We start from the raw sequence: 22,420 nt of genomic DNA, 5'->3' as shown, positions 1-22,420 counted from the left end.
CCTCATTCTTTCGCTAAGTCAACCGCCCAATGACCGATGTCATGACGGTAAACTAAGTCACCATGGATCTTATCCAAAACATCATATACTAAGGCTTGCGCACTTACCGTGTCCTTGGCATGACCAACAACTGTGGCCACGCGACCACCGCTAGCGATCAAGCCATTTTCAGCAAGTTTAGCACCAGCGTAATTAACCGTCAATGGTGACAAATCAGCTGCCGTTGGCACCACGCCACCCTTCTCGGGTGCCTGTGGATAGCCCGGCGCTGCCAATACAACCCCTAAGTAGACATCGTCTTCTTGCCACTGTACTTCTGGCTCTTTTCCTGCTAACAAATCCAAAATTAATTGATAAAAATCAGATTGGAGCTGAGGCAAGACCACCTGGGCCTCTGGATCACCAAAGCGAACGTTGAACTCAATCACCTTTGGTCCTGCTGCGGTGAGCATTACTCCGGTATATAAGACACCGGTAAAGGGTGTGCCCCGGTCAGCCATAGCGGCTAACATTGGTGTTACTAACTCATCAACTGCCTGCTTGACATCTGCTGGACGCAACCAAGAAAGTGGGCTATAAGCGCCCATTCCACCGGTATTTGGTCCACGATCATGGTCGTAGCGACGCTTATGATCCTGTGCCATTGGCGCATGGACAACCTGTCCATCTTGACCAACCAAAGAGAAGATGGAAAATTCAACACCGTTTAAGAATTCCTCAATCACTAATTTAGCGGTTGGGTCCTTCTTATACAGGCTTTGCAGATATTCATCAGCACTCGACTGGTCTTCAATAATCGTGACACCCTTACCGAGTGCCAAACCATCAAGCTTAAAGACCATTGGCCAATCAAAGCGAGCAATCGCTGTCTTTGCTTCGTCTTGGCTTGTCACTGTGACGGCCTTGGCCGTTGGAATTTGGTTAGCAGTTAAAATTTCCTTGGCAAAGGTCTTTGACCCTTCCAACTGTGCGGCAACAGCCTTTGGACCAAAAATCTTCAAGCCGGCGGCTTCAAAGCGGTCGACAATCCCTAAAATCAAAGGATCTTCGTTGCCGACAAAGGTCAAATCGACCTGTTGATCTTGAGCAGCCTGCACCAAGGCGTCTAAGTCGTTTGCCCCAATGGGTAAGCGAGTCAAGTTTTCTTCCTGCATGCCATCGTTCCCAGGAGCCACGAAGACTTCATCAACCTTGGGACTTCTCAAAAATGTTTGGGCGAGCGCATGTTCACGCGCACCTGAACCAATTACTAATACCTTTGCCATAGCGAATGTTCCTCTTGCTTAATGCTTGAAGTGACGACGACCTGAGAAGACCAAAACCAAGCCCAATTCATCAGCCTTATCAATTGAATCTTGATCCTTGATAGAGCCACCAGGTTCTACCACTGCCTTGATGCCGTTTTCAGCGGCATACGCCACTGAATCATCCATTGGGAAGAAGGCATCAGATGCCAAAACAGCATCTTCAAAGCCAGGCTTTGCCTTGGCCTTTTCGATTGACATCTTTACTGAGTCAATTCGGTTTGGTTGACCGGCTCCAACACCCAACGTTTGGCCATCACGGGCCACCACAATGGCGTTGGACTTCGTGTGCTTGACAGCCTTTTGTGCAAAGACCATTGCCTTCCACTGTTCGGCAGTTGGTTGTGCCTTTGAGACGACCTTAAAATCAGCTTCCGTTTCGGACAACAAGTCACGGTCCTGGGCAACAAAGCCACCCAAGACAGAAGTTACTTCAGTGTGGTTTGGCACATCCGTTGTGAATGGCAAAGTCAAAAGACGCAAGTTCTTCTTCTTGGCCAAGACTTCATAAGCTTCCTTGGTAAAGCTTGGGGCAATAATGATTTCTAAGAAAATTGCGTGCATCTTTTCGGCAGTTGCCAAATCAACTTCGCGGTTCAAGGCAACGATACCACCAAAGATTGAAATATCATCGGCAGCAAAAGCTTGGTCCCAAGCTTCTTCAATTGTTACGCCCTGGCCAATCCCGGCTGGGTTCATGTGCTTAACCGTTACGACTGTTGTTTCATCATATTCAGCAATAATGCGCAAGGCTGCATCAGTGTCGCGAATATTGTTGTAGGACAATTGCTTACCATGCAAGATATCAGCATTCAAGATTGAATACTTTTCAGGCAATGCACTTGTATAAACGGCAGCGTTTTGGTCTGGGTTTTCCCCGTAACGCATGTCATCAAACTTTTCACCAGAAATCGTCAACTGTTCTGGGAATTCCTTGTCAGTCAAGTATGAAGCAATCAAGGCATCATAGGCAGCAGTGTGTTGGAAGACCTTCGTTGCCAACTGACGGCGGAACTTTTGGTCATCTTCGCCACTCTTCAAGTGGGCAATCACTGCTGCGTAATCCGTTGGATCAACGACTGGCAAAACAGCAGCAAAGTTCTTGGCTGCTGAACGCAACATTGATGGGCCACCGATATCAATGTTTTCAATGGCATCCGCATCGGTGACGTCAGGCTTCAAAATCGTTTCCTTGAATGGGTACAAGTTAACAACCACCATGTCGATTGGTGTAATGTCATGTTCCTTCAAAGTTGCCATGTGTTCAGGCAAGTCACGACGGGCCAACAAAGCTCCGTGCACGCGGGGGTGCAACGTCTTGACACGGCCATCCAACATTTCTGGGAAGTTCGTAACATCTTCAATCCCAATGACATCCAAACCGGCATCGGCCAATGCCTTGTGTGTGCCACCAGTTGAAACCAATTCAAAGTCTAATGCTACTAATTGCTTGGCAAAGTCTACCAAACCTGTCTTATCGGAAACGCTTAACAAGGCCCGTTTCATTGTAAAAATACCCCTTTTTCTAGTAAATCAGCTAATACTGCTGGATAAAGTTCATGTTCAACTGCGTGAATTCGTTCAGTCAAATCTTCCAGTGAATCTTCTGGCAATCGTGGCACTGCCTGCTGGGCAATTGCTGGTCCAGTATCAATACCGTTGTCGATGAAGTGAACAGTCACACCCGTTTGCCGAACGCCGGCCTCATAAGCATCTAGGATACTATGGCGACCAGGGAACTTTGGCAACAAAGCCGGGTGCAGGTTGACAATTTTTTGTGGAAAGGCAAAAAGCAGTGTTTCCGTCAAAATGCGCATATAGCCGGCAAGCAAGATACCATCAACTTGGTGTGCCTGTAATTCGGCCACAATCGCTTGTTCGGCTGCCGCCTTATTTTCATAGCTTGGATACCACACCTTGAAAACCGGAATGTTCCACTTTGCTGCGCGCTCGATAACCGGCGCATCTTGGTGATCAACAACAACCAAAACGATTTCTGCCGGTAAGTCTTTGTCAACAATTGCCTCTTGCAAGGCAGAAAAATTAGTTCCTGTTCCAGAAGCAAAAACGGCCAACCGGGCCTTTCGTTGCTTTACTTGGCTGGCCATGGCGCATCCCCCTCAAAGAAGACCTCTTCACGATCTGCTTCAGCTGGCACAATTTCACCAATCCGATAAGCTGGTTCATCGCGTTCTGCTAACTGGTCTAAAATAGCATCTGCCTTGTCAGCAGGCACCATCAAGACCATGCCCAAGCCATTGTTAAAGGTCAACAACATATCATCGAGGGATAAGTTACCAGCCTCTTGCAACTTCTTAAAGATTGGCAAAATTGGCCATGTGCCCCAGCTGATTTTTGCTTGGACGTTCTTTGGTAAGGCTCGTGGCAAGTTTTCGACCAGGCCACCACCCGTAATGTGGGCGGCTGAATGAACCAAGCCCTGTTCAACCAATGGCCACAAAGCGTTGGTATACAGCTTCGTTGGTGCCAAAATTTCTTCTTGCAAGTAATCTGGCAAGTCGTTGAAGGCGTTGGCATCATCATGGATACCCAAGACCTGGCGAACCAAGGAGTAACCGTTGGAATGAACACCAGAGGATGGCAAACCGATCAAAACATCGCCAACCTGGACATTCTCATTTTGTAGCAACCGACTTTTTTCGGCCACACCAACCGCAAAAGCGGCTAGGTCATAGTGATGAGGTTGGTACAAGCCTGGCAATTCGGCGCTTTCACCCCCAACAAGGGCAATCTGCGCTTCCTTGGCCGCCTTAGCAATGCCAGTTACGATTTCGGCGGCAACCGCTGGTCGCATCTTGTCGACGGCCAGATAGTCCAGCATAAAAGCTGGCTTGGCACCCTGAGCTAAGATGTCATTCACGACCATCCCAACCAAGTCCTGACCAATCGTGTTATGCCGGTTAGCGGCAATTGCTAAGAGAAGCTTCGTTCCAACCCCATCAGTGCCGGAAATCAGGACCGGTTCCTTCAAGCCCGCATCAAGGGCGTAAACAGAACCAAAACCACCTAGTCCGGAGACAACGTTTGGTGTGTAGGTATCTTGCACGGCGTCAGCCATTAAGTCAACAGCCTGGTTACCCGCTTCAATATCAACCCCGGCAGCCTCATAAGCGTTGTGCTTTTTTGCCATTTAATTTGCTCCTTCTACTCGCTGATCTTCTGCTGGATTCTGCGGAACATACAAGCTGGTTGGCTCTTCATCAAAAGTTACCTCACCGCTTGCCTTAGCTTCAGCCATTTCTGGGCTGTAGTCATAAATTGGGCTTGGGTAATGACCACTAAAGTAGGCAGTCGTTAAGCCGGTTTCACCATCTGGCATCTGCAAACCAATTGATGCCACCAAGGCATCATTACTCAAGAATTCCAGTGAGTCCGCTTCAATTAATTCGGTCATTTCGGCCAAAGTATGGTTGTTTCCCATCAATTCGGCCCGGGTTTGAACGTCAATCCCGTAAAAGGCTGGGTACTTAAAGATTGGGCTCGCAATTCGAACGTGGACTGATTTTGCCCCAGCTTCTTTCAGCATCCGGACAATGTAGCGGCAAGTTGTACCTCGAACCAAGGAGTCATCAACGAGGACAACATTCTTGTCCCGAACGACGGCTTCAACTGCTGACAGTTTCATCCGTACGGCGCGTTCACGCTTGTCTTGGGTAGCCTCGATAAATGTCCGAGCAATATACTGATTTTTGACCAAGCCCATTTCGTTTGGTAGTCCGGCGCCTTCGGCATACCCGCTAGCTGCAGACAAACTCGAATTTGGCACCCCAACAACGATATCGGCACCAGGAACTGGTTGTTCCTTAGCCAATGCAGCCCCCATTCGCTTCCGCGCTTGGTGAACATTGATTCCGTGAATATCAGAATCGGGACGGGCGAAGTAAACGTATTCCATCACGTCGACGTTCAACGTCGTCTTGTCCGTGTAATGAGTGATGTTCATGCCATCCTTATCGATTCGAATCAATTCACCAGGTTGCACATCACGCACGTACTTTGCTCCAACAACGTGGAGGGCAGCCGTTTCAGACGTGACCACGTAAGAACCGTTATCAGGCATTTGACCGATAACAAAAGGTCGGAAGCCGTGTGGGTCCAACATGGCATACAAGGCGTGTGGTGTTAGCAATAAGAAAGCAAAGCCACCACGCAATTGATTCAAGGCATCTTTGATTTTTTCATCAAAGGTCTCGGCCTGTGACCGACGAATCAAGTGCAAAATAATTTCAGAGTCAGATGAGGATTGGAAAATCGCCCCATCTTCTTCCAACTGGTTGCGCAAAGTCTGCGCATTAGTCAAGTTTCCGTTATGGGCCAAGGCCAATTGCATATCATGAAAATTAGCCATCAAGGGTTGGATATTTTCAATTCCATGCGCCCCGGCAGTTGCATAACGCAAGTGACCAATCGCTGCCCGCCCCTTCAGGGCTTCCAAGCGACGTGGGTCAGCAAAAACTTCGGCAACAAGGCCGATACCACGTTCCTGCCAAAGGTGACCCTTGTTGTTGGCAACAATCCCGGCGCCTTCTTGACCACGGTGCTGCAACGCATGCAGACCATAGTAGGTCAAATTGGCCGCATCATCACGACCCCAGACACCAAAGATGCCACATTCTTCATTTAATGATGAGTAAGCCGCTTGTTCGGTCACTTCATTCACATATTGATTCATTGGTGTGCTCCTTATTCAGCCATCAATTGCGGGATCGCGTTTTGATAGCTTGCCTTGGCGGCCTTTTGGTCAACCGTTACTTGGCCATCCTTTGTTTGGATAGCGATGACTGTATCCTTCGTGACTTGACCCAACTTAGCAACCACTGCCTTTGTTTCGGTCATCTTTTGTTCAAATGCGGTTGCTTGTTTGCTTGGTACGGACAAAACAAAGCGTCCTGGCACTTCTGCGAACAATTGTGCAGTCGTTCCTGCAAAATCAGCTTGCAAACCAAAGTCATTTGGGAAGGTTGCTTCAGCCAAAGCAACGCCCAAACCACCTTCGCTAAAATCATGTGCACTGGTAACCAGACCGGCGTCAATTGCCTGCAAAACAAAGTCCTGATTTGCCTGAGCAGCGTCAACGTCAAAATCAGCCAATTGACCGGCGATTTCACCAGTCTGCATCTTTTGAATTTCGCTACCGTTAAAGGTATCCCCGATAGTACCAACCAGGTAAACCTGGTCGCCATCGTTTTGGAATTCGGCGCGAGTAATGTTTTTGTTATCAGCAATCAAACCAACCATTCCAACCATGGCTGTTGGCAAGATGGCCTTGTTGTCAGTTTCGTTGTAAAGACTAACGTTTCCAGAAATCACAGGAGTATTCAAGCGCTTGGCCATATCCGTAATTCCTTCAACTGACTGGTGTAATTCATAATAAACTTCTGGATTATCAGGTGAACCAAAGTTCAAACAATCGGTCATCCCGATTGGCAAGGCACCGGTTGCGACCAAGTTTGAGGCAGCTTCGGTCACGGCCATTTGACCACCAACAAAGGGGTTCAAGTAGGCGTAACGACTGTTAACATCGGTCGTCATGGCCAAGGCCTTCTTCGTGCCACGGATCCGTGTAACACCGGCATCCCCACCCGGCTTGACAACCGTATCGGCGCGGACTTGGGAATCAAAGTGACGGAAAAGGCTTGCCTTTGAGGCAATCGTTGGCTGTGCCAAAAGATCAAGCAAGACCTGGTTGGCATCTGCGACGTTTGGCTGGTATTGGCTAGCACTAGCTTCCTTCAAACGAGCAGGTTCTTCCTGGGCCAACTTTGGTTCAGGTGCGTTCGTCAAGAAGTCAATATCCACATCAGCGACTGTTTCACCGTGGAAGTTCAAGCGGTAACGACCATCGTCTGTCACCGTTCCAACTGCAACGGCATCCAAACCGGCCTTTTCAAAGAGGTCGATCACTGGTTGTTCCTCGCCCTTTTGGACAACAAGCAACATCCGTTCTTGTGATTCAGACAACATCAATTCGTATGGCGTCAAGGCAGCTTCACGTTGTGGAACCAAATCAAGGTTCAATTCGATTCCAGTGCCAGCCTTTGAAGCCATTTCAGAACTTGATGACAGTAAGCCAGCAGCCCCCATGTCTTGGATGCCAATGATGCTCTTACCGTACTTCTTAATGGCATCAATCGTTGCATCCATGACCAACTTTTCCAAGAAAGGATCCCCAACCTGAACAGCTGAACGGTCGGATTCTTCTGTTGATGAAAATTCGGCTGAGGCAAAGCTGGCACCGTTGATGCCGTCTCGACCAGTCTTGGCACCGACGTAGATAATCGTGTTTCCTGATCCCTTAGCCTGACCAACTTGCATTTCATTTTGGTTAACCAAACCAACTGACATCACGTTTACCAGTGGGTTTCCTGCATAAGATTCATCAAAGGCAATTTCCCCACCCAAGTTTGGAATCCCAATGGCATTGCCATAACCAGCAATGCCGGCGATGACACCATCAACGATTTGACGTGTCTTGGCATTGTCCAATTGACCAAAGCGCAAAGAATCCAAAACGGCGATTGGTTGGGCACCCATCGAGAAGATATCGCGCAAAATACCACCAACACCAGTCGCAGCCCCTTCATAAGGCTCGACAAAGGAAGGGTGGTTGTGACTCTCGGCCTTAAAGACCACGGCCTGGCCGTCACCAATATCTAAGATACCGGCACCTTCACCAGGTCCTTGTAAGACACGTTCGTTTTTCGACCAAAACTTACGCAAAGCAGGCTTTGACTTCTTGTAAGAACAGTGTTCTGACCACATTCCGGAAAAAATACCGGCTTCGGTATAATTTGGGCGGCGACCAAGGTGGTCAACAATCAAATCGTATTCATGGTCTGTTAGACCCCAATCGGCATAAATCCGCTTTTCAGCGATCATATCTGGGCTTGGCTCATTTGCCATTGGGTTAGTTTGTTGGGTACTCATCCAAATTCTCCTTTAAAACGGATGTGTTGATTAGGCGCGGGCTTTTTGATCGACTGCGTGTAAAAGACTTTCAAAGAAAGCACGACCGCTGTCGTTACCGGTTAAGGCGTCCACTGCTCGTTCGGGGTGAGGCATCATGCCATAAACGTTACCGGCCTTGTTCGTGATACCGGCAATTTTATTCATAGAGCCGTTAACATTTTCTTGGTAGCGGAAAATGACTTGATGGTTGTCTTCCAACTCCTTGAGAGTGACTTCATCAGTAACATAGTTTCCTTCACCGTGAGCGATTGGGACCTTCAAGACATCACCCTTGCTCATGGTGTTGGTAAAGTTACTATCAGGATTTTCAACAACTAAGTTGACTTCATCGCAGATAAAGCCAGGTTGTTCATTGACCAAGAGTTGACCAGGCAATAAACCGGCTTCCGTCAAAATCTGGAAACCATTGCAGATACCAACAACCAACTGACCATTTTCGGCAGCAACCTTAACGGCGTCCATCGCTGGTGAAAACTTAGCAACGGCACCTGATCGGAGGTAATCACCGTAAGAAAAGCCGCCTGGAATAAAGATGGCATCGTATGCTGACAGGTCACTGGCCTGGTCGTCTAATAAGTCAACATCAACATCAAACGATTCCAAAGCGTGATACATATCCATATCACAGTTAGAACCCGGAAAAGTAATAACAGCTGCTTTCATGGGTGGTCTCCTTCTTAAATTTCTTCCAAATCGTAAGTATACGTTTCGGTATTATGATTAATTAATAACTCTTCAACCAAAGATTCAACTTCCTTGGCAACAGCGGCCTTATCAGCACCAGTTAACTTCACTTGGAAGTATTTTCCTTGGCTAACGTCTTCGATTCCTTGGTATTCCAAGCGCTCCAAGGCTGATTTAATAACGACCCCCTGTGGGTCCAAAATTGAGGGCTTGTAGGTTACGTAAATTTTTGCCAAATACATTTTTTCTGTACTCCTTTTACTTCAACGCGTCTTGTAAGCGTTGCAATACATCCTGGTAGCCAACACGCAAGTCCCCTTGCTTCTGGCGGAAAACGTCTTTATCGAGGGACTTCCCCGTCTTTTGATCAACCAAACGCATGTTATCTGGTGAAAGTTCATCGGCTAAGATGATTTGTCCATCAACTAACCGACCAAATTCTAATTTGTAATCAATCAAAGTAATATCAATCTTGTTAAACAAAGCAACCAAAAGTTCGTTGACTTGGTCAGCCAATCCGTAGATTGTCTTCAAATCAGCTTCGCTGGCGAAGTGCAAAGACACCGCCTGTGAATCATTCATAAAGGGATCATCAAGCTCATCGGACTTGTAATACAGTTCTTGCACGCGGGGTGACAACTTTTGCATTGGCTCTACCCCAAAGCGAGAAACAAAGTGCCCCGCTGTATAGTTGCGCGTAACGACTTCCAAAGGAATGATATCAACCTTCTTCACCAATTCATCGGTTGCAGAAATTGATCCCAACCAGTGGTGTTGCAAGCCCTGGTCAGACAAGTAAGTAAAGAGGAGGTTTGAGATACTTGAATTCAGCTCACCCTTACCACTGTATTCTTCCTTTACCTTCCCGTTCAAAGCAGTTACCTGGTCCATGTAGTGCATCCAGATAATGGAAGGATCGTTGGTTGCAAAGACCTGCTTGGCCTTTCCCTCATAAAGCAAGTCACCACGGGTAAGTTGCTGTCCGTCAAATTCAACTGTATTTTCTGTCATTTTTCCTTACTCTCCTGATTAAATGGTTTGGAAATATGTGCTTAAATCTTCGATCGCCGGTTGACCCACCACCGTAAGGTGGCCCATCTTCCGACCGGGCTTGACAGCTGCCTTTCCATAATCATGGAAATGCCAGTCGGCATGGTCAGGGAAGGCCTGACGCGCCTTTAACAATTCATCCCCCAACAAATTGACCATCATCGCGCGGTCATGGAGCTTAATTGCTGGAATTGGTAAGCCGACGATACTGCGAATATGCCCTTCAAACTGAGAAATATTGCAGGCTTCAATCGTGTAATGACCTGAGTTATGTGGCCGTGGGGCTAACTCGTTGACCCAGACCTGGTTGCTGTTCTGGTCGACAAAGAGTTCAATGCCCAAGACACCACGCAAATCAAGCTTGTCGGCAATCGTCTTGGCGATTTCATGGACTTGGCTATCCAGGTCTTTGGTAATCGCTGCTGGAATCATGCAGGTTTTCAAAATATGATTTTGGTGAACGTTTTCAGAAATTGGCCACGTTACCAATTGCCCCTGCTTCGTCCGAGTTACCATCACGCTGATTTCTTTGGTAAAGGCAATCTTTTGCTCTAAAATTAGTACACCACCCGGCCAGTTGGCCTTAAGCTTTTCAACATCAGCGGCAGTGTTTAAATCAAATTGGCCATGGCCATCGTAACCACCACTGACCGTTTTCAAAATCCCGGGCAAACCAACTTCAGTGACCGCCTGATCTAAATCCGCTGGGCTTTCAACCCGGGCAAACTTAGCAACCGGCACCTGGGCTTCATCGCGAATAAAGGCTTTTTCCGCTAAGCGGTTACTGGTAATTTCTAAGAGGCGGACACCCTGTGGTACATAAGCATCCTTCAAGTCCTTTAGGGCCTCTTGACTGACGTTTTCAAATTCATAAGTCAAAACATCTGACCGGTTCGCCAGTTCCTGGAGGGCCTTTTGGTCGTCATATTCGGCCACAATTTGATCATCACAAACCTGAGCAGTTGGGCAGGCTGGCGTTGGGTCTAAAACAATCACCTTAAAACCCATTTCCTTAGCCGAAAGGGCCATCATTTGCCCTAGCTGACCGCCACCGATAATTCCGATGGTCTTCCCTGGTTCGAGGTAACGATTAGCCTCTGTCATTGCAACTCCCCCTCGCTTTCGATTGAACTAGACGTTTGCTTAGCGCGGAAATCAGCCAAATTAGCGGCAATCTTTTCATCTTGTAATGACAAAATCGAAGCGGCATAAAGGGCTGCGTTCTTGGCACCGGAATTACCGATAGCCATTGTGCCGACTGGCACTCCTCCGGGCATTTGAACAATACTCAAAAGTGAATCAAGACCGTTTAAGTTGCTTGACTTAACTGGCACCCCGATAACGGGGATTGTTGTGCTGGCGGCTAACATCCCAGGCAAATGAGCTGCCCCACCTGCTCCGGCAATAATAACGTCCAAGCCATTCTCTCTGGCCTGTGAACCAAACTCCTGTAGTTGAACCGGCATTCGGTGAGCTGAAATTACGTGCTTCTCTGCTGCAATTCCTAAGTCTTGCAACAAATCAAAGGCCAGCTTCATTGTTGGCCAATCACTTTTAGAACCCATCACCACTGCTACGCGCGCTGTCATGCGGTACGCCTCCTGTATTGTTCGTGTTTTATCGATATAGAGCCACTTTCAAAAAGTGGAGTTCGCTTTAAACACATGATAACAAAACTAACGCGACTTGTGTTCGCTCTTTAATAATAATTTTCTCATATAAAAAGGGTTTTCTAGACTAAAGGCGAACAATGGGAAGAAACCCGCATTTTTCCTATGTATTATCTGTAATAAAAAATGCCAGAATGTTGAAAAACATTCTGACATTTCTAGTGAAATTAACTTAATTTAGATTTTGCTGCAGCACGACGGTCGCACCAGTTCAAATAAATCTTAGCAGTTGACGATGACAAGGCCACTGCAAGGGCAAAGATAATCAAAGCTGAATAGTCCAAATGACTGATTTCAAAGACCATAAACATGGCCATCAGTGGCGCTTGCTGGGAGGCTGCCAACAAAGCAACGGCCCCAATCAAAGCGAACTGCCAAGGTGAGATGCCCGGAAACAGCGGTGCCAAAGGCACGGAAGCAACCAAGCCCAAGACACTTCCCAAGGCAATCGAGGGTGTCAATGTACCTCCGGTACCACCGGCATACAAGCTCAAGAAGGTCATCACAAATTTAGCTAAACCAAGGGCGATGAAGAAGTATAGCAAGTGATGGTCCGTTTGCAAAAAGGCATACTGGGCAGTGGCACGGCCATTCCCCATCACGTAAGGGAAGGCCCAGGCAGTTAACCCAGTAACAACTCCGACCAAAGGCATCGTCAACCAAAGCCACTTTCCCTTCGCCTGATATTTCTGCGCCCAGGCAAAAGCCTGCTTTGCCCATGCCCCAAAGATGCCGGCAATTGGGCCGATGATGAGAGAAACAACCAGTAAAATCAGCGAGAAGTGATCAACCTTTGATAAGGCATAGTAAGGATCAAAGCCCTTCACAATCGCCCCCATCAAGGCAGCAATCGTCGACATAATCAAAGACACCGAAATCGTTTTCACGGATGCCTTCTTCAATAGCAATTCGACGGCAAACAGCATCCCCGTAATTGGCGAGATATAAACGCCAGCAAATCCGGCCCCAGCGGCGGCGGCCAAGAGTAATTTTTGATCCTCCTGGCTCAACTTCAAGAACCGCCATTTGGCAGTCTTCTTTTGATAAACCTGGGCTAGCATGACCCCGGCCTGTCGAGGTGCTAATTCACGACCAACGGACCCACCCGTTCCAACAAAGAACATCTGAGCTAAAACGTTTAAGGCCGTCTTAATCGGTGGCATTTTGTCACCTTTCAAAGCAGCATTAATGCCAACAATTTTGCGTCCACGGGAACGAATTGCCCACCAAACAAAGCCAGCAATGGTCGAGCCGATCACAACCGATAGAAAACGTCGCAGTGGACTGGCGCTGTTTGGGCTATAGTGGCGGAACGATTCATGGAAGTGCAAGAACAAAACTTCCACATGTTCCAAAAAGAGTGACAACAAGAGTGCGGCAAAGCCGATAACCACCGCCAACACGATTGTTGCAATCCCCAGTGACCAGAAGGCGCTTTCCTCTTCTTTAAATTCAGCCGCTAGCGACTGTTCATTTTGATTAGCCATAATTTCCCCTTTTAGATAGGTAATTGGATTATTTGAAAATAGTTAAATTCTGACAATTTTATTGGGCAAATCAGGGTCTCCTTTTTGGCCGAAAATGGCTCAACCATGCGCAGAATAAGCGATAAATAACCGCATACTAATGTACATAATTTGGCCAAAAAATGCAAGAAGCTGGTTAAAAGTCATTACTGTTAGATGCTACCTTGATGACATCCTGATTCGCACCTGAATGAAACTTCTTTGTTATCTCAATCAAAAAGGAACTATACCAATCATGTAAAAATAAGTGTCATTTTCTTACTTAATTAAAGTGATTTTTTTGCTTCAAAACCCTTTCTATCCCCGTTTTAACAGCTTTTTTATTAAAAATCGATCTTGCTGATTTTTTTAATGCAAGGTCAAGAACTTGCATAATATTAGAATTTGTTTTAAGTTAGACCAGTAAAGGAATAAATTCGTTTTTAGAAAGGAAGTTTTTTATGGCAGACGACTTTGACAAGAACGGTCACATGAATCACAAAAACCATGAAGAAAACAAGAAAAAAGACATGGGGCACATGGACATGAGCCACGACCATCAAGGTCACGACGGCCACATGAATATGGACCATGGTCAAATGAAGATGGGCCACTCTCACGATGACCACGGTGACATGGGCAACATGGATATGGGTCACAATCATCAGGGCCATGACAACCACATGCAAATGGACCACGGCCAAATGAAGATGGACCACCAAAACCACGACATGTCAAACATGGGTAGCATGCCCGGAATGGACCACGATATGTCTGGCATGGGGGACATGGGCGGTATGCCAATGAACCACAGCAATATGAAGCAGCGGTTTTGGTGGTCTTTCGCCCTCTTGATTCCACTTCTTTTCGTCGCCCCTTTTATGGGCGTTGACCTACCGATCACATTGACATTCCCCGGTTCTAACTGGGTAATGCTGATTTTGGCAGTCGCCATGTATGCTGTTGGTACCCAACCCTTCTTTTCGAGCGCGAAAATCGAGTTGAAGCAAAAGAAACCAGCGATGATGTCGCTGATTTCTATGGGACTTTTAGTGACTTTCTGGGTCTCCGTCTATGCCTTTATCGCCAAGACCTTCTTTAAGGTCGATGCCATGGACTACTTCCTTGAATTCGGTACCCTGGTCGTCATCATGCTCTTGGGGCACCTGATCGAAATGCAAGCCACTATGAAGGCCGGCAACGCAACCTCCGAACTTTCAAAGCTTACTCCAGCAACGGCCCATGTTAAGGAAGGCGATTCCTTCACCGACAAGCCCGTCAGTGACCTCACGAATGGTGCTGTCGTTCAGGTCTTGGCCGGTGAATCTTTCCCCGCCGATGGAACCGTCCTTTCAGGTTCATCCCAAGTGGACGAGTCCCTCATGACCGGTGAATCAAAGCCTGTCAAAAAGGCTGAAAATTCCTCCGTCATTGGTGGAACAATTAACGGCGAAGGCACTTTGCTCGTTCAGGTTTCAGCCGTCGGTGATGATTCCTTTATCGGCCACCTCAAAAAGACTTTGAACCAAACGGAAGCCAGCTCCTCCAAGGCCGAATCGCTAGCCAATAAGGTTGCCGGCTGGCTTTTCTGGGTTGGCTTAACGGCTGCCATCTTGGCACTCCTTATTTGGACCGCTATTAGCGGCCTAACAACCGCCTTTAATATCGCCGTAACAACACTCATCATTGCCTGCCCCCATGCTTTAGGTTTGGCCATTCCATTGGTTATCCAGCGAACCAAGGCACTGGCAGCCAAGGATGGTATTTTAATTAAGAAGCACGGCGCAGTGCTGTCAGCTAAGCACTTGGATTATGCCCTAATGGATAAGACCGGTACTTTGACTAACGGTCATTTTCAAGTGCAGAAATTAGTCACGAACAAAATCAGCGATCACGACGCCCTTGCCATCATGGCCGCCCTTGAACAGCAGTCTTCCCATCCTCTGGCTAAGGCTATCGTCCAAAAAGCAAAAGACGATGGTGTAACCGTTACGGCCGGCCAGGATGTCCAAACCATTGCTGGAGCTGGGATTAGTGGTACCGTCAACAGTCAGCATTACTTCCTGGTTTCAGCACGTTACCTAACGGAACAACACATCGACTTCGAACCACTGGATGCCGATGGTTCCATTTCCTACCTAACCGACGGCCATCAAGTCTTGGCCGCTGTCTCCCTTGGTGATAGCATTAAAGATTCAGCCAAAGACTTTGTTGCCCAACTTAAGGCCCATCAAATTACCCCTGTCCTTGTCACGGGTGATGCCAAAAAGACGGCCAATAAGGTCGCCCAAGAATTGGGAATCAATGTTGTCCAGGCAGAAGTCTCACCAGAAGACAAAATCAACTTGGTCAAGCAGTACCAACAAAAGGGTAAGACGATGATGATCGGCGATGGGATTAACGATTCTCCAGCCCTGGCTCAAGCTGATTTGTCAGTGGCCATTGGTGCGGGAACCGACGTAGCCCAGGCTTCAGCCGATGCCGTGTTAATTTCGCAATCGCTACCAAAGATTATCGATTTAATTAACTTAGCCCATAACGCTAACCGCAAAGAAGTTGAAAACCTCTGGTGGGGAGCTGGCTATAACATCCTAGCCATTCCAACCGCCGCCGGCCTCTTCGCCTTTGCCGGCATCATGTTAAACCCATTGATTGGGGCCATCGTGATGTCGCTTTCAACGGTTGTTGTGGCCATCAATGCGCTGCTCTTACACAAGTAAGCGAGAAAAGATTAGAATTTTTAAAGTTTCTTTTATGTCAAAGCTGTATAATGAGCAGTTGAGTACAAATAAAAGGAGCTTTTTTTATGCGCAAATATTTTGCAGAATTCTTTGGGACGATGCTGTTGGTGATCTTCGCGACCACTGCCTTGATTTACGTCACGACCTTCCAAACGGGTCAGCTCTTTGATGCCATGGCGATTTTTGGCCTAGCATTAGCAGCCTTGATGTTTATCTTTGGCCCCATGGCTAACGGTGGTCACTTTAACCCCGCCATTTCCTTAGGAGCAGCCATCAACAAAGACATCTCTTGGAAAACCTTTGGCGGTTATTTCCTCGCCCAATTCCTTGGTGCCTTTGCCGGATTGACCCTTTCGGTTTATACGTTAATCCCAATCATTAATGCACAACAAAGCTCCTCATCCTCTTCATCAACGTCTTCTGTTAAGGCGAGCCAATTGTTCTCCTTGTTAGAACCATCAGCAGCCAGTGCCATTTCCGTTTGGTTAGCAGTGGCCATTGAATTGTTCTTTACCTTTGTCCTAGTCTTTATCACCCTAGTGGCATTGAAAAAGCACGTCAAGCAAAGCGCCGCTATCACCGGGATTAGCTTCACCCTGATTTCCTTTGTAACTTATCCCCTTACAAACGGCCTGGTTAACCCCGCTCGCGTCCTTGCTCCAGCTCTTTACAAGGGATTGGCCTCCTCTGCCCATCTCTGGTACTTCTTAATTGCCGAGATTTTGGGTGGTCTCTTAGCCGGCTTGGTCGTTAAATATTTCATGAACGAAGATGACGCCGTTGTTAAATCAGTTGCCGAATAATCATCTTTTATAACACAACAAAGGTCCTGACTAGAAAGTCAGGACCTTTTTAATTACTAATTTTTTTAAATCAGACCCTCTCGCCTTTCTAACAAAACTTGTTCACCAGTAAAAGGTAAGACCAATAAAAGAGCCGTTGAATGCAGGGCTAGTCGCTTACCAGCCTTGCCCTGATACAAATCATCCCCATTAATAGGATGATCATTGCCGGCCAAATGGACCCGAAGCTGGTGCATCCTACCCGTTTCCAATTCAAGGCGGACAAGGCTCTCGTCGCGTTCGCTATCTTCTTCTAAGACCCGATAGTGGGTTGTGGCGTTTTGGCCAGAAGGCGTAAGCCAACGCAAGCGATCATCACTTGGATGATTGCCTATTTTTTGGTCAAAAATTCCGGTCTTTTGGTCAAAGAGACCAGTAACCCGTGCCAGATAGGTGCGTTGAATAATTTTTTCTTTGATCAACCGGTTTAAAATCGGTACAGCAATTGGATTTTTAGCCACGATGACTAGTCCAGAGGTCGCCCGATCCAAGCGGTGGACCATAAAGGCCTGAGCCGATTGACCAGCTGACTTTTGCGGATTTTTTTGAAGATAACCATTCACATAATTGAGCAGCGTATCCGTTTCCGTCGGCGAATGCGGGTGCATCTTCATCTCAGCGGGCTTGTTCACCACCATCAGGTCCTCGTTTTCATAGACTATGGCAAGGGAGACCGCCATGTTGGCCGGATAAGGGCCCTGATGGTCCAAGAAGACCTCTTCTCGGAAGGTCAGGGTTAAATGCTCACCAGTCCGTAAAACGTATGCTGTCGAGACCTGTTGGCCATTAACCTGTAAACCCCTTGATTGTCGTAAATTCCCCCGCAAATGCTTTGGCAAAAAAATCTGTTTCAAGTAATCTTTCACCGCCAAGCCGGCAAAGCGATCCATAATGGTAATTTCTCGTTGATATTTTGCAACCATTTCTTTTCCCTAGTAAAAAAATCAGGGTTTCCCCTGATTTCGTGTTAGTTACTACTACTTACACTGCTGCTACTGCTTGCACTACTTGGCGCAAAAGCGACTGAAGCACCTGGATAGTCCGATAGCAATGAATCTGGGCTATCATTAATTTCCGGCGCATTCGTGAGATAGTCACCAACAGTACTCTGATCGCCATGCTGAGTGTACAAGGACGTTGAACTCTGATTTTCATTGGCCTTTTTGAAGCGAGCCAATGTCTTCGATTTCGAATAATCATAGGCTGCTGCATCAACCGCCTTAAAGCCGTCTGGATGGTAGAAACGCAGCAAATTCTTCTGGTTCAGCGTGTCAGACATGGCAAGCTTTTCATTTGCTTCTGTCTGATACTTGTTAAACAATTTTTCCTGGTCGGGCGTTGGATCAATGACCCTTTCACCCGTCTTAGTATCCCAGATTGTACCAGAAATAGAAGCATACTCTGGCGTCATCCAATCCTTGTTACGCATCACAACCAATTGGCTTCGATTCGTCGACAAAAGGTCCTGGCCAAACTGAATATAACGTTTACTTGAAATCCCCAAAAGATGCTCGATTGTTGGAGCCACATCAACTTCACCACCATAGGTGTGGTTAATGCCCCCATTTTTTAATCCTGGAATATGAATAATCAATGGTGTCCGTTGCAAGTTTTCGTTATCCAGGTCCGTCCAGTTGCTTGGATCCTTACCCAAAAGTGGGGCCAAATACTTCGTATCCGTGTTATTGATACCGTAGTGGTCACCATAAAGCACAACCATCGTATTGTCGTACAAACCTGATTTCTTCAAATAATCGAAAAATTCTTTAATGGCCTGATCCAAATAATGGTTAGTAATAAAGTAATTATCAATATACTTAGAACCGGAATTAGACGTTTGGAAATTAGGATCCTGGTCATCCTTATCAATTTCGTATGGAATATGGTTGGAAACCGTGATGTACTTCGCATAAAACGGCTGTTGCAATCGTTCCAGGTATGGAACTGAATCCTTAAAGAGTAACTTATCTTTCAAGCCCCAAGCGGTTGATTTTTTGCCACTCGTATCAAAGTACTCACCCGAAATCCAATTCTGATAACCCATATTCTTATAGACGTTCGTTCGGTTCCAGAACGACCCGGTATTACCATGGAAAACAGCTGATGAATAGCCCGCTCGTTGGTTCAAAATTGACGGCATGGCCTGGAAAGTCTGGTCATTACCCAACTTGGCAAAGAGCGAACCTTGTGGCAGACCATAAGTCGATGTCTCTAATAGATTTTCAGCATCGGACGTTTTTCCTTGGCCAACCTGGTGGAAGAAATTATCGAAGGCAATCGTATCCTTGCTGTGATACAAAGAATTTAAGAACGGTGTTACTTCTTGTCCGTTGACCTTCCGATCAATCGAAAACTGTTGGAATGACTCCAAATGAATCACAATAACGTTCTTACCCTTCGCCTTGCCAGCATAGGTTGGATTCATGCCAACATAGTGGTCTTGAACGTACTTTTTCACCTTTTGCAGTTCTTCAGGTTTCGCTGATTTTCGCACCTGACTGGTCTTAAAGGTGTTATAGGCATCAAGGATTGTAAAGGGACCAATACCCAAATACTTAACCAAATATTCCCGGTCGAATTGCCGCGTCAACAACTGGGGCCGATCAACATCAGCCAGTGCCAAATTGGCCATGATCATTAACCAGCCAATGGCTATCAAGGTTGAGGTTTTGCCAGGACGCACCTCTTTTCGATCACGTTTAATCTTTTTAAACAACAAAAAACCTAAAAGAATCACAACGTCAATCCAAAATAAAAAGTCGTGGGCGCTAAAACTAATCGCACCAGCCGCCTTACCACCCTGGTTAACTGACGAGTAGTTCAAAATCACGTTAACACTCAAATAGTCAGTAAATTCACGATAATAAGTCACACTAATATAAAGGTAGGTTGTCAGCGCTGTATATAAAACCATCATCCCACCGTAATACAGGTTACGATTTTTAAAGAATAACGGCAACGCAAAAATCAGCATCGTAAACCCGATTGGGTTAATCAACATCAAGAAAACTTGATACAATGACGACACGTGCATCCAGTTAAAATCCATCCCGTAAGCCAAAAAAGTTTTCAAGATGAATAGCGAAACTAATAATGTATAAAAACCTAAGCGGGTCTGGATTTTTGTTCGACCTGCTTCTTCAACCGCCTTTAAACGATGCGGCTTTTTTTGTACGTCTTTTTCCATAATAAGGCCATTATACGCCTATTTGTGAGGGCTTTCAGTTAAAAATCATTTCAAGCACGTATCTTTTTTCTGTTTTTAAAACCCGCTCTTTTTCCCTTGCTAATTTTAAATAAATACGTGACAATAGAATCAATCGAACCGCTAAAGAGGATATTTTTATGCCAAAGTATAATGCTTATTTAATTGACCTTGATGGAACCATCTACCATGGCAAGCAACCCATTCCAGCCGCTAAACGATTTATTGAACGGTTGCAGACTGCCAAGATTCCTTACCTGTTTGTCACCAATAATTCAACAAAAACAGCCAAGGACGTCGCTGACAACCTAACAATCAACCATGGTATCAAAACAACGGTTGACCAAGTTTATACCTCAGCCATGGCGACCGCTGACTATGTTAAAGGTTTGACTGATGGTGGCCAAAAGGTCTATCTAATTGGCGAAGCTGGCCTAAAAGATGCCTTAGCAAATGCCGGCATCGACCTAGTTTCAGCTGATGAAGCCAACGTTGTTGTGATGGGCCTCGACCGTAACTTCACCTACCAGAAGCTCAAGGAAGCAACCTTCGCCATTGCTCGTGGAGCAAAGTTTATCGCGACAAATGCTGATACAAACCTGCCAAGTGAAGAGGGTATGTTGCCTGGTGCCGGTTCTCTTGTCGCTGCTCTCAAAACGGCAACCGGAGTAGAACCCACTATTATTGCTAAACCAGAAGCCCCAATTATGGAAGGTGCGCTGGCCAAACTCAACCATCCCGACCGTCCCGTCATGGTTGGTGACAACTACAACACCGACATCCTGGCTGGTATCAAAAACGGCCTCGATACCCTCTTGGTTTACACCGGCGTTTCCAAACCGGCCGAAGTGGCCAAAGAAGTTAACCAACCAACTGATTTTATCGCTAACTTTGATGAATGGTCTGTCGAATAATTTAATTGAATAAAAAAACCGAATAACCGGTTTTTCTAGTTGAAGCCACCCGATTAAGGGCTTTGGCTTCTTTTATTTTGCTTGAGCTTGCAATTCAAGCAAGCGGTTATTAAGGTCAGGGTCAGCTGCCTTTAAATACAGCCCTTTTTTACCACGCTTAGCTAAGATATTTAAAGCATTGTACATAAAATCAGTCTTGGCCTGGGCGATGGCATCAGCATCCGTCAAATTAGGGTTCTTTTTATAAATCTCTTTGTGAGTCACCTTTGTCGGATTAACAATCATCCGGTCGGTCTTAACATCATACTCAAATGCTGGGCTCAGCAAGACACCCGCATAATTCAGATCAAAGCCTTGAACCGTGTAGATGGAACCAACCTGGTTAATTGATTCCGGTCTGTTCGGCCATGTCTTAACCTGCGCATCAAATTCATCCCATGGTAAGTCAAACCCATCCAATACCACATGGTGGGCACCATCGGCCCGCCGCTGAAAGCCGGTTGTTGCCAGCACACGTGCTAGACCACCCTGCTGGTTGCGCGCCTTAATTGTTTCAAAGAGCGCATCTGCTCGTTCAAAGATGCCCAGGTCGTAATCACCCTGATCAGCTGGCAAAGGGGACAGTTTGCCAGTGACAAAGTTATCAATCCAGGTCGACACTGAAGCATTAGCTTCCATTCGATATTGAAAGTTCATTGGGAAAATTCGATGGTCATAGGGAGTTAAAACCTGATTTAACAGCTTTTCATTCCAAAACATCTTGCCCTGAATGACTTGCTGAAAATCAAAAACAACGACCACAACCTTCGCTAACTTGATAATCTCAGTTAATTGATTGTCCTGGAAAAAACGAATATAGGGCTCTCGCTTACTAAGTAAGAGATGACCCTCATCGATTAAAACGACATCATAGTGACTATCCGTCTTAAGCGCACTATTAATCAGTGATGTTGGCCGAACATAATCTTTTTTATAAAGATCTCGATAGCGCGCGCCCATTTCCTGGTAAACCTTTAACAGCTCTGGATGGTTAACGGTAAAAACCGTTTTTAACCCCTGATAGGGACTGTCAGGGTCTTTCATACCTCGTCGAATATTCTTGAACAGCTTTGTTAGTAAAACGCTTTTACCTGTTCCTGCAGCGCCTTCAATCACCGCTACGTGATGGCCGGGTGTCTTCAAACCCTCACTTATGTACCCTTGTAAATCAGCAAAAATACCACTTTGATCTGCACTCAGATGATCAATATCAAAGGGCTTTAAATTGTCATTTTCCAGTTTCTCCATAATCTGATTATACAATTTCTGGATAGGTTAGACAAAGTTGTTCTAAAACCAATATGCTGATAAAAGCTATCTGAAAACACAAAAAAGAAGCCAAAACCCGTAACTATCTTAACTTCTTGCACAAAAAAAGAAGACCGGAGTCTTCTTTGTTATGGGCCATCCAGGACTCGAACCTGGGACCTCTGCGTTATCAACACAGCGCTCTAACCAACTGAGCTAATGGCCCAT

General features: G+C 46.3%; 18 protein-coding genes and 1 tRNA gene. 3 read left to right on the top strand and 16 right to left on the bottom strand.

Features of this window, described 5'->3' with window-relative positions; all coding sequences use genetic code 11:
* Nucleotides 1-2: 2 nt before the first annotated feature.
* The 12 genes from purD to AABI20_RS05315 all read right to left on the bottom strand — a co-directional run bounded on the left by purD (nt 3) and on the right by AABI20_RS05315 (nt 13,185).
* Nucleotides 3-1,265, bottom strand: coding sequence for a phosphoribosylamine--glycine ligase (gene purD / locus AABI20_RS05370; protein WP_338347003.1), 1,263 nt, complete (start codon nt 1,263-1,265; stop codon nt 3-5).
* A gap of 18 nt (nt 1,266-1,283) precedes the next feature.
* Complete coding sequence (purH, locus tag AABI20_RS05365; RefSeq protein WP_338346127.1) at nt 1,284-2,810, bottom strand: bifunctional phosphoribosylaminoimidazolecarboxamide formyltransferase/IMP cyclohydrolase; 1,527 nt, start codon at nt 2,808-2,810, stop codon at nt 1,284-1,286.
* Nucleotides 2,807-3,412, bottom strand: coding sequence for a phosphoribosylglycinamide formyltransferase (gene purN / locus AABI20_RS05360; RefSeq protein WP_047975402.1), 606 nt, complete (start codon nt 3,410-3,412; stop codon nt 2,807-2,809). The genes purH and purN overlap by 4 nt, the downstream gene beginning before the upstream one ends.
* Entirely contained in the window at nt 3,397-4,455 is a 1,059-nt protein-coding gene (gene purM / locus AABI20_RS05355; RefSeq protein ID WP_047975401.1) for a phosphoribosylformylglycinamidine cyclo-ligase, read from the bottom strand. The genes purN and purM overlap by 16 nt, the downstream gene beginning before the upstream one ends.
* Complete coding sequence (gene purF / locus AABI20_RS05350) at nt 4,456-5,997, bottom strand: amidophosphoribosyltransferase (RefSeq protein ID WP_338347000.1); 1,542 nt, start codon at nt 5,995-5,997, stop codon at nt 4,456-4,458. It abuts the gene before it with no gap.
* Nucleotides 5,998-6,008: 11 nt separating this feature from the next.
* Nucleotides 6,009-8,252: a phosphoribosylformylglycinamidine synthase subunit PurL gene (gene purL / locus AABI20_RS05345; protein WP_338346123.1), complete on the bottom strand. Its 2,244-nt coding sequence runs from the start codon at nt 8,250-8,252 to the stop codon at nt 6,009-6,011.
* Between the two features lie 30 nt (nt 8,253-8,282).
* Entirely contained in the window at nt 8,283-8,957 is a 675-nt protein-coding gene (gene purQ / locus AABI20_RS05340) for a phosphoribosylformylglycinamidine synthase subunit PurQ (protein ID WP_047975399.1), read from the bottom strand.
* A gap of 14 nt (nt 8,958-8,971) precedes the next feature.
* Nucleotides 8,972-9,220, bottom strand: a complete 249-nt coding sequence (purS, locus tag AABI20_RS05335; RefSeq protein ID WP_047975398.1) for a phosphoribosylformylglycinamidine synthase subunit PurS — start codon at nt 9,218-9,220, stop codon at nt 8,972-8,974.
* A 16-nt stretch (nt 9,221-9,236) separates the two neighbouring features.
* Nucleotides 9,237-9,989, bottom strand: a complete 753-nt coding sequence (locus AABI20_RS05330; protein WP_288846773.1) for a phosphoribosylaminoimidazolesuccinocarboxamide synthase — start codon at nt 9,987-9,989, stop codon at nt 9,237-9,239.
* 18 nt (nt 9,990-10,007) lie between these two features.
* The gene (purK, locus tag AABI20_RS05325) at nt 10,008-11,132 is read right to left on the bottom strand and encodes a 5-(carboxyamino)imidazole ribonucleotide synthase (RefSeq protein WP_047975396.1); all 1,125 of its coding nucleotides are present in this window, start codon (nt 11,130-11,132) and stop codon (nt 10,008-10,010) included.
* Entirely contained in the window at nt 11,129-11,617 is a 489-nt protein-coding gene (purE, locus tag AABI20_RS05320; protein ID WP_047975395.1) for a 5-(carboxyamino)imidazole ribonucleotide mutase, read from the bottom strand. The genes purK and purE overlap by 4 nt, the downstream gene beginning before the upstream one ends.
* Before the next feature lie 248 nt (nt 11,618-11,865).
* A complete protein-coding gene (locus AABI20_RS05315; protein ID WP_338346997.1) occupies nt 11,866-13,185 on the bottom strand; it encodes a chloride channel protein in 1,320 nt (439 codons plus the stop codon).
* Nucleotides 13,186-13,886: 701 nt separating this feature from the next.
* Here AABI20_RS05315 and AABI20_RS05310 point away from each other — a divergent pair.
* On the top strand, nt 13,887-15,923 hold the full coding sequence (locus AABI20_RS05310; protein WP_421825118.1) for a copper-translocating P-type ATPase: 2,037 nt from the start codon (nt 13,887-13,889) through the stop codon (nt 15,921-15,923).
* Between the two features lie 86 nt (nt 15,924-16,009).
* The gene (locus AABI20_RS05305; RefSeq protein WP_047975393.1) at nt 16,010-16,747 is read left to right on the top strand and encodes an MIP/aquaporin family protein; all 738 of its coding nucleotides are present in this window, start codon (nt 16,010-16,012) and stop codon (nt 16,745-16,747) included.
* Nucleotides 16,748-16,812: 65 nt separating this feature from the next.
* Here the strand turns inward: AABI20_RS05305 and AABI20_RS05300 are convergent, their stop codons facing one another.
* Both AABI20_RS05300 and AABI20_RS05295 read right to left on the bottom strand, forming a co-directional pair.
* Complete coding sequence (locus tag AABI20_RS05300; protein ID WP_338346121.1) at nt 16,813-17,709, bottom strand: RluA family pseudouridine synthase; 897 nt, start codon at nt 17,707-17,709, stop codon at nt 16,813-16,815.
* A 44-nt stretch (nt 17,710-17,753) separates the two neighbouring features.
* Nucleotides 17,754-19,973, bottom strand: coding sequence for an LTA synthase family protein (locus AABI20_RS05295; RefSeq protein WP_288846768.1), 2,220 nt, complete (start codon nt 19,971-19,973; stop codon nt 17,754-17,756).
* 158 nt (nt 19,974-20,131) lie between these two features.
* On the opposite strand from AABI20_RS05295, the gene AABI20_RS05290 reads away from it, so the two are divergent.
* Nucleotides 20,132-20,905: a TIGR01457 family HAD-type hydrolase gene (locus AABI20_RS05290; protein WP_047975391.1), complete on the top strand. Its 774-nt coding sequence runs from the start codon at nt 20,132-20,134 to the stop codon at nt 20,903-20,905.
* 72 nt (nt 20,906-20,977) lie between these two features.
* On the opposite strand, the gene AABI20_RS05285 is transcribed toward AABI20_RS05290, so the two are convergent.
* Complete coding sequence (locus AABI20_RS05285) at nt 20,978-22,192, bottom strand: DUF2075 domain-containing protein (RefSeq protein WP_338346118.1); 1,215 nt, start codon at nt 22,190-22,192, stop codon at nt 20,978-20,980.
* A gap of 152 nt (nt 22,193-22,344) precedes the next feature.
* Nucleotides 22,345-22,418: transfer RNA gene (locus tag AABI20_RS05280), tRNA-Ile, on the bottom strand.
* Between the last annotated feature and the right edge of the window lie 2 nt (nt 22,419-22,420).

The sequence above is a fragment of the Fructobacillus cardui genome (assembly GCF_963580785.1).
Classification (GTDB): Bacteria; Bacillota; Bacilli; order Lactobacillales; family Lactobacillaceae; genus Fructobacillus; species Fructobacillus cardui.
This window is presented reverse-complemented; position numbering and strand designations above follow the sequence as displayed.